This is a genomic window from Paraconexibacter sp. (assembly GCF_041602235.1).
In the GTDB taxonomy this organism is placed as follows: Bacteria; Actinomycetota; Thermoleophilia; order Solirubrobacterales; family Solirubrobacteraceae; genus Paraconexibacter.
On record NZ_JBFIGP010000184.1, the window covers coordinates 1 to 7654 of the forward strand.

6 protein-coding genes are annotated in these 7654 nt (G+C 70.8%); 3 read left to right on the forward strand and 3 right to left on the reverse strand.

The annotated features are described in order from the left end of the window. Window positions 1-1005, reverse strand: a 1005-nt coding sequence (locus ABYE80_RS14045; RefSeq protein WP_372790909.1) for an ArnT family glycosyltransferase, incomplete at its 3' end; no start/stop codon positions are given. Continuing rightward, the gene (locus ABYE80_RS14050; RefSeq protein WP_372790910.1) at window positions 992-2479 is read right to left on the reverse strand and encodes a hypothetical protein; all 1488 of its coding nucleotides are present in this window, start codon (window positions 2477-2479) and stop codon (window positions 992-994) included. The genes ABYE80_RS14050 and ABYE80_RS14045, both read right to left, overlap by 14 nt. Window positions 2480-2653: 174 nt before the next feature. Between ABYE80_RS14050 and ABYE80_RS14055 the strand changes: the two genes are divergently transcribed. Genes ABYE80_RS14055 through ABYE80_RS14065 form a run of 3 tightly spaced genes read left to right on the forward strand, consistent with a single transcriptional unit; the run spans window position 2654 to window position 5683 of the window. Next, window positions 2654-3706, forward strand: coding sequence for a glycosyltransferase family 2 protein (locus ABYE80_RS14055; protein ID WP_372790911.1), 1053 nt, complete (start codon window positions 2654-2656; stop codon window positions 3704-3706). Then, a complete protein-coding gene (locus ABYE80_RS14060; RefSeq protein ID WP_372790912.1) occupies window positions 3703-4332 on the forward strand; it encodes a class I SAM-dependent methyltransferase in 630 nt (209 codons plus the stop codon). The genes ABYE80_RS14055 and ABYE80_RS14060 overlap by 4 nt, the downstream gene beginning before the upstream one ends. A 10-nt stretch (window positions 4333-4342) precedes the next feature. Beyond that, a complete protein-coding gene (locus ABYE80_RS14065; protein ID WP_372790913.1) occupies window positions 4343-5683 on the forward strand; it encodes a lipopolysaccharide biosynthesis protein in 1341 nt (446 codons plus the stop codon). A gap of 9 nt (window positions 5684-5692) precedes the next feature. Here the strand turns inward: ABYE80_RS14065 and ABYE80_RS14070 are convergent. Continuing rightward, the coding region (locus tag ABYE80_RS14070) for an FtsX-like permease family protein (protein WP_372790914.1) at window positions 5693-7654 on the reverse strand (1962 nt) is incomplete at its 5' end.

Below are 7654 nucleotides of genomic sequence, written 5' to 3' on the forward strand. Positions count from 1 at the left end.
GCCGATGGCGATGCCGGCCGCGATGATCGGGACCCAGCCGAGCCCCCACGTGAAGGCCCACAGGTAGTACTCGACGCCGTTGTCGTGCGTGAGGCCGAGCTTGCCGAACGAGTCCCCGGACACGCTGGTCTGGTGCTCCAGTCCGTCCTTGAACTCGCTGAAGCTGAGGATCGCGTACGGGTTGGCGACGACGAACGACGCTGCCGCCGCGACCCCGGCGAGCAGGACCCGCCGCAGGTGGACGAGCGCTGCCCCCGGCGAGGCGGCCATCTGCGAGACCGTCGCCGCCAGCATCGGCAGCAGCACCACGCCGCCGGTGTACTTCGTCGCACAGGCCAGACCGAGCCCGATGCCCGCGACGAGGTAGTCACGCAGGTGCCCCCGCCGCACGATGCCGGCCGTGCCCCACAGCGACAGGCAGATCGGCGCGAGCGTGGGCACGTCGTTGAGCGCCAGGTGGCTGTAGAAGACCGGCAGGAACGCGACGGCGAGCAGCCCCGCGGCCAGCAGACCGACCCGCCGGTCGAAGAAGCGCCGGCCCGCCAGGTACATGAGCCAGACCGCGAGGGTGCCGATCGCCGCGGCGGTCACCCTCGCGACGACCCACACCTCGGTCGGGTTGCTGGCGAAGGTGGCGCTGACACCGTCGCGACCGCCGAACCAGACCGCGAACACGATGTGCAGGACGTAGGTGTACGCCGGCGGGTTGACGAAGTAGTGCGGGTTCCAGCCGTGCCCGAAGAGGCCGATCGCCTTCGGCAGGAAGTGCGCGTTCTCGTCCGCGTTGTAGGCGTACGGCATCCCGTGGTCGACGCCCCAGATGCGCAGCAGGAAGGCCCCGACGAGCAGCGTGACGACCCCGAGCCCCCACCACGTGGGGCGCCACCCTCGTGCCCTGCGCAGCAGGACGTCGACGGACGCGCGACCGCGCCCGGTCACGCTGGGTGTCTGCGCGGTCGCGTCATCGCGAGCGGCGGGCGTGCGGTCCAGATCAACAGCGGACATACGCTCCGTAGCCGTCCGACGCCGCCACGAACCGGAAGCCTGGGAGCGGCTGGGTCATGATCGGGTCCTTCATCCCGTCGATCAGCACCGTGCGCATCAGCACCGCCCGGTTGGCGGCGTAGATCGCGACGCCGCCGCGTCGCGCCCGCTCCACCTGGGTCTCGTCCGTCCTGGCGATGACCTGGCTCTTGGGCAGGTCCAGCAGCCAGCGCACGTCCGCGATCTGCTTGTGGTTGGGGACCGACACCGGCCCGCAGCTGATCCCCGCGCGGACCTTGGGGTTGTCGAGCAGGTCCTCGAGGGCGTTGCGGGAGTCACCGCGGAACCGCAGCTCGTTCTCGAACACGTGGAGGTTCACGCGGGTGGTCGTGTAGTACACGCCGCCCAGCACGGTGAGGATCGCGACGGCGGCCCAGACGGTCCGGAGCCTTCCGGCCTCGAGCATCGTGAACCCGCCCAGGGCCACGGCGGCGAACACCATCACCATCAGCGAGGGCACCAGGAGGTACCGCTGGATCACCGAGAGCCCGGCGACACCGACCATCACGAACGTCCCCAGGCCGATGAGGAAGAGCGCGGTCGGCATCCAGATCCGTCTCGGCACGAGGTAGGCGGCGAGCGCGAAGCCGAGGATGCCGATGATCGCGACCGGCGCCTTGTCGAGGCGCACGAGGAAGTCGATGGTCGACGACGGGACCGCGCTGAGTCCCTTCGCGCGACCGAGCTCCTCGGCCAGTCCGCTCGTGTGGGTGAGCGAGAACATCGGGTCGCCGGTCACCGCGAGGTCCGTGAGGGCCCAGATCACCGGGCCGGCCGCCGTCCACGCGGCGTAGGTGATGCGCTGCGACCAGCTCGCGGGATACGCGCACCACAGGAAGTACAGGCCGATGATCAGCCAGGCCTCCGGTCGCATGAGCGCGGCGAGCGCCAGGAGCGCGAACACGGGGGTCCCCCGGCGACGCTGCTCCTGCTCCAGCGCGGCCGCCCAGACGACCATCGCCAGGAAGGGGATGTCGATGTACCCGCGGGCGGCGAGGAACGGGAAGTCGAAGCGGGTGCACAGCAGACCGGCGGCGATGAGGCCGACGGCCGGGGTGAAGGCCCGGGACGCCAGGCGGTAGAGCCCGGCGACGAGGACGATGAAGCTCACGAAGGTGATCGCGATCAGCACGCGATCGCCGTCCTGCCCGAGCAGCGACAGGACCGCGCCGAAGACGATCGCCAGCGGGTGCTGCGTCGGCGCCCGGTAGGCCTCGAAGCTCAGCGGCTGGCCGTGCAGCAGCTCGCGCCCCCACAGCATCGAGTAGAGGGAGTCGTAGTTGGGATACGTCGGGTAGTAGAAGAACCCGAAGACCGTGGCCGCGCAGAGGAGGACCAGCCCGATGAGCGGCCAGCGCTCGACGTGCAGACGTGCCGTGGGGCCGGACGGTGCCGGCGATCCGGCCGGCGGCCGGGTGAGCGTCGCGGATTCCATGGAGGCGTGAGAGGACGGCGTGGCGGTGCGCCATGGCCGATCCTCTGGGATACTGCGCGGTCGAGTGTACGGCACCTCGCCGTCGCCCAAGCTGCTCATGCTCACACCTCCCCGGGCAGCTCGCGGACGTAACTCCGGTGGGCGGCGGGAGTAGACCCGGGCGGACCATCTCTTATGAAGCTCATCATCCAGATCCCCTGCTACAACGAGGAGCAGCAGCTCCCGGCGACGCTCGCCGACCTCCCGCGCGAGGTCCCGGGCTTCGACACGGTCGAGTGGCTGATCATCGACGACGGCTCCGTGGATCGGACGATCGACGTGGCGCGCGAGGGCGGCGTCGACCACGTCGTGAAGCTCACGAACAACAAGGGGCTCGCCGCGGGGTTCCAGGCCGGGCTCGACGCCTGCCTGAAGCTCGGGGCGGACGTCATCGTCAACACCGACGCCGACAACCAGTACTCCGCGAAGGACATCCCGAAGCTCGTCGAGCCGATCGTCGCCGGCCGCGCCGACATGGTCGTCGGCGACCGCGAGACGGACAAGATCGAGCACTTCTCCCCGCTCAAGAAGCGGCTGCAGTCGCTCGGATCGTGGGTGGTGCGTCAGGCATCGGACACCGACGTGCCCGACACCACCTCCGGGTTCCGCGCCTACAACCGCGAGGCCGCGATCCAGATGGCCGTCGTCTCCAAGTACACCTACACGCTGGAGACGATCATCCAGGCGGGCAAGCTGCTCGTCGCCACCGACCACGTCGCGATCGGGACCAACCCCAAGACGCGCGAGTCGCGCCTGTTCCCCTCGATGGGCTCCTACGTCCGCCGCAACGCGGTGGCGATCAGCCGCATCTACACGCAGTACGAGCCGCTGAAGGTCTTCCTGCGCCTCGCAGCCGTGCTCGCCCTGCTCGCCCTGGTCCCGTGGGTGCGGTTCTTCGTCGCCTACGTGCAGGGTGACGGCGCCGGGCACGTGCAGTCCCTGATCTTCGGCGCCGTGCTCTTCAACGCCGCCGTGGTCGTCGCGACCCTCGGCGTGCTCGGCGACCTCCTCTACGCGCAGCGGATCATGTCCCAGCGCATCTTCGAGCGCGTCCGCCGCATCGAGCTGCAACTGGGCGTCCCCCCATCCCACTACGAGCCCGGTGCCAAGGACACCGGCCAGCCGCCCACCACGGGCGCGCGGGCCGGGTCGCAGCGCACCGGCGACCACGAGGCCATCAAGCTGTGAGCACCACGACCACGGACGCCGACGGCGTCGTCACCGGCAACACCTACGACAAGTACGGCTCGACCAACCCGGTCGTCCGTCGCCTGATGGCGAACTTCGAGGCGACCCTCGCCGAGCTGTTCGCCGCCGCCGACCCGCAGTCGCTGCTGGACGTCGGCTGCGGCGAGGGCGTGCTGATCCACGAGTGGGCCCAGCAGCTCGGTGACAAGCGCGTCGTCGGGATCGATCTCGAGGAGGAGTCGATCCAGGCCGGCTGGGCGACGCGTCAGGCCCCGAACCTCGAGTACAAGATCATGAAGGCCGAGGACCTGCCCTTCGCGGACGGCGAGTTCGACGTCGCGACCGCGATCGAGGTGCTCGAGCACGTACCGGACCCGGAGCACACCGTGGCCGAGATGGCGCGCGTGGCCTCGCGCTGGCTGCTGGTCAGCGTGCCCCGCGAGCCGCTGTGGCGTGGGCTCAACATGGCGCGCGGCGCGTACCTGAAGGACCTCGGCAACACCCCGGGCCACGTGAACCACTGGTCCAAGCGCTCGTTCGTGAAGATGCTCTCGCAGCACGGCGAGGTCGTCCAGGCCCGTTCGCCGTTCCCGTGGACGATGCTGCTCGTCCGCCTCGCGAAGTAGGGGGCGTGCGGTGACACAGGACGCGGCGACCGAGCAGGTCGCGCTGGAGCCCCGGGGCGCCGACGACGGCGCCTACGCCCGCGGCGCCCGCATCCTGTCGCTGGGCATCGCGTCGACCGGCGTCTTCACGTTCGCGTACTTCGCGGTCGCCAGCCACGTGCTGGAACCGCAGCAGTACGGCGCGATCGCGTTCCTGTGGTCGGTGCTGTTCGTGGTGATGTCGGTGATCTACCGACCGGTCGAGCAGCTGCTGTCCCGGACGATCGCCACCCGGCGGGCCGTCGGCGCGGACGGTGACCATCCGCTGCGGGTGCCGCTGACCATCCAGGCGTCGTTCGCCCTGCTGTTCCTGGTCGTCGCGTTCGCGTTCCGCGGTCCGCTCGAGGACCGGCTGGAGTCCGACGCGCTGTTCCTCGTGTTCGTGGGGGCCGCGTTGGCCTACGCCGCCAGCTACTTCGCCCGCGGCTACTTCGCCGGGCACCAGTGGTTCGCGCTGTACGGCGGGCTCGTGCTGTTCGAGTCGGTCGCCCGCATCCTGTTCCCGGTCGCGGTCGCCGTCGGGCTGCTGAGCGGCCAGACCGCCGTGGCGCTCGGCATCCTCGCCGCGCCGTTCGCATCGCTCCTGGTGGTCCCGGCGGCCCTGCTGCGCCACCGCCGTCGCACGACCGGCGCGGCGCCTCCCCTGCCGGCCGCGGCGGCGGGCAAGGACCGCTCGATGCGGGAGGGCGCGGACTTCGCGGCCTCGGTCGCGCTCGTGCAGCTCGCCGAGCAGACGCTGCTCAACGTCGCGGTGCTGACGGTCGCGGCGTCGGCGGGCAACCTGCTCGCCGGCGTGGTCTTCAACGCGTTCATGATCGCCCGCGCGCCGCTGCAGCTGTTCCAGTCGATCCAGACCTCGCTGCTGCCGCACCTCGCCGGGCTGGAGGCGACCGAAGGGCGTGAGGCGTTCTCCCGGGCGATCCGCGTCACGGTGCTGGCGATCGCGGGGTTCGCGGCCGCGATCACGCTGGGCCTGCTGGTGCTGGGACCGTTCGCCATGGACCTGCTGTTCGACGAGGCCTACGACTACGGGCGTCTCGGGCTGGCCGCGGTCGGCGTCGGCATGGGGCTCCATCTCGTCGGCGGCACGCTCAACCAGGCGGCGCTCGCCCGCGGCCACGCGCGCTTGGCCGCCGGGGCCTGGCTGGTGGCCGCGGCGGCGTTCGTCGTGTGGATGATCGTGCCGGTCATCGACGACCAGCTCGTCCGGGCCGAGATCGGCTACCTCGGGGCGGCGGCCCTGCTGTGCGCCCTGCTCGTCGGCGTGTACCGGCGCGGCGGCACCCCTGTCGCGCCGGTCGTCACCGGCTGAGGCACGGCCCTACTCGTAGGCGAGCGCCTCGAGCACGTCGAGCTTCGCCGCCCGTCGCGCGGGCAGCGCCGCGGCAAGGACCCCCGCCAGCGCGGACAGGACCAGGAGCACGAGCAGCGAGCCGACCGGAACGGAGAGCTCGAAGTCCTCCAGCGACTGCGCGAACACGATCGCCAGGACGACGCCGACCCCGAGGCCCAGGACGCCCCCGATCAGCGCGATGATCGTCGACTCCTGGCGGATCATCGACTTGATCTGCTTGCGAGAGGTCCCGATCGCCCGCAGCATCCCGAGCTCGCGGGTGCGCTCGGTGATCGACAGCGCCAGCGTGTTGACGATGCCGAACAGCGACACGATCACCGCGAGGGCGAGCAGCGCGTAGATCAACCCGAGCAGCTGGTTGACCTGGTCGGCCTGGTCGTCCTTGAACTCCTGGGCGGAGAGGACCTCTGTCTGGGGGAACTCCCGCTCGAGGACGGCAGCGATCGCCCGCTGGGTCGCCTTCTGGTCCGCGCCGTCGTCGAACGCCGCGAACACGTAGTTGTCGCGTGTCACGCCGATGTCCTGGGCCGCGGTCTCGACGGTGACCGTGAGGTCGCCGAGTAGCTCCGCTTTGTCCTCGAACGTCCCGGCGATCCTGAGGTCGAGCCGCGGGCGGCGGGCCGTCTGCACCGTGAGCGTCTCCCCCGCCCTCAGCCCGTTGTCCTGCGCGTAGTCCTCGCTCAGCGCGATCTCGCCGGCTTGCAGACCCGCGAGGACGTCGCTGCCTCCGGGAGCGTTGTAGACCTGCGTGATCGTGCGCGCCCCGATCGCGGTCACGTACTCCGTCTCGCCGTCGCGGTCCACCTGGACGAAGCGGAACTGGGAGACCGCGCGGACGCCGGGGACCGCGTCGACGCGGGCCGCGACCTCGTCGGAGAACGGCGAGTACCCGTCCTGGTTCTGGATGACGGCCTGCCCGGCGAGGCCCCGGTCGATGAACCCCGAGATCGTCTTGTTCGCGCTCGCGGCGAAGATCGACGCGAAGCTCACGAGCGCGACGCCGATCATCATGGCGGCCGCCGTCGCCGCCGTCCGCGAGGGCTGGCGGACCGCGTTCTCGCGAGCCAGGCGTCCGGTGATGCCGACGAAGGGACGCCCGACCACCGAGGCGATCGGGCCGACCAGCCGAGGACTCATCAGGCCAACGCCGAGGAAGGTCGCCGCCGCTCCCGCCCCGGCGAACGACAGTGCGGTCGTGGTGTCGTCGATCGCGCCCAGGACGACCAGCATCAGGGACGCGACGCCGGCGACGACGAGCACGATCGATGCGGGGAACACGAAGCGCGAGGACCGCGTCTCGGGGAGCGCGACGCCCTCCCGCAACGCGGCCATCGGCGTGACCCTCGTGGCGCGCAACGCGGGTGCCAGGCTCGCCACGACCGTCACGAGGACGCCGACGACCAGGGACACCACGATCGTCCGTGTCTCGAGCACCGTGCCCTGCGACGGAACGTCGAAGCCGATGGCGTAGAACATCGCCTTCAAGCCCTTGGCGACGAGGACCCCCAGCGCGAGTCCCACGAGGCTGCCGAGCAGGCCGAGCACGAACCCCTCGGTCAGCACCGAGCGCATGACCTGACCCCGCGTCGCACCGAGCGTCCGGAGCAGCCCGAACTCCCGTCCGCGCTGGGCCACCGTGATCGAGAACGTGTTGAAGATGATGAACGCGCCGACGAAGAGCGAGATCCCGGCGAAAGCCAGCAGGGCCGTGGTCAGGAAGCCCAGCTCGTCCTTGATGTTGGCCGTCTGCTCGGCGGCCTCCTCGGATCCGGTGCGCACGTCGTAGCGGGCCGGCACCGCGGCGCGGACGGCGTCCCGCAGCTCCGACGGGGACGTGCCCGGCTCGGCGGCGACGTCGATCTGGTCGAACGCCCCGTCCTTCCCGCTGATGCGCTGCGCCTCGGGCAACGTCATCAGCGCGACCGCGGC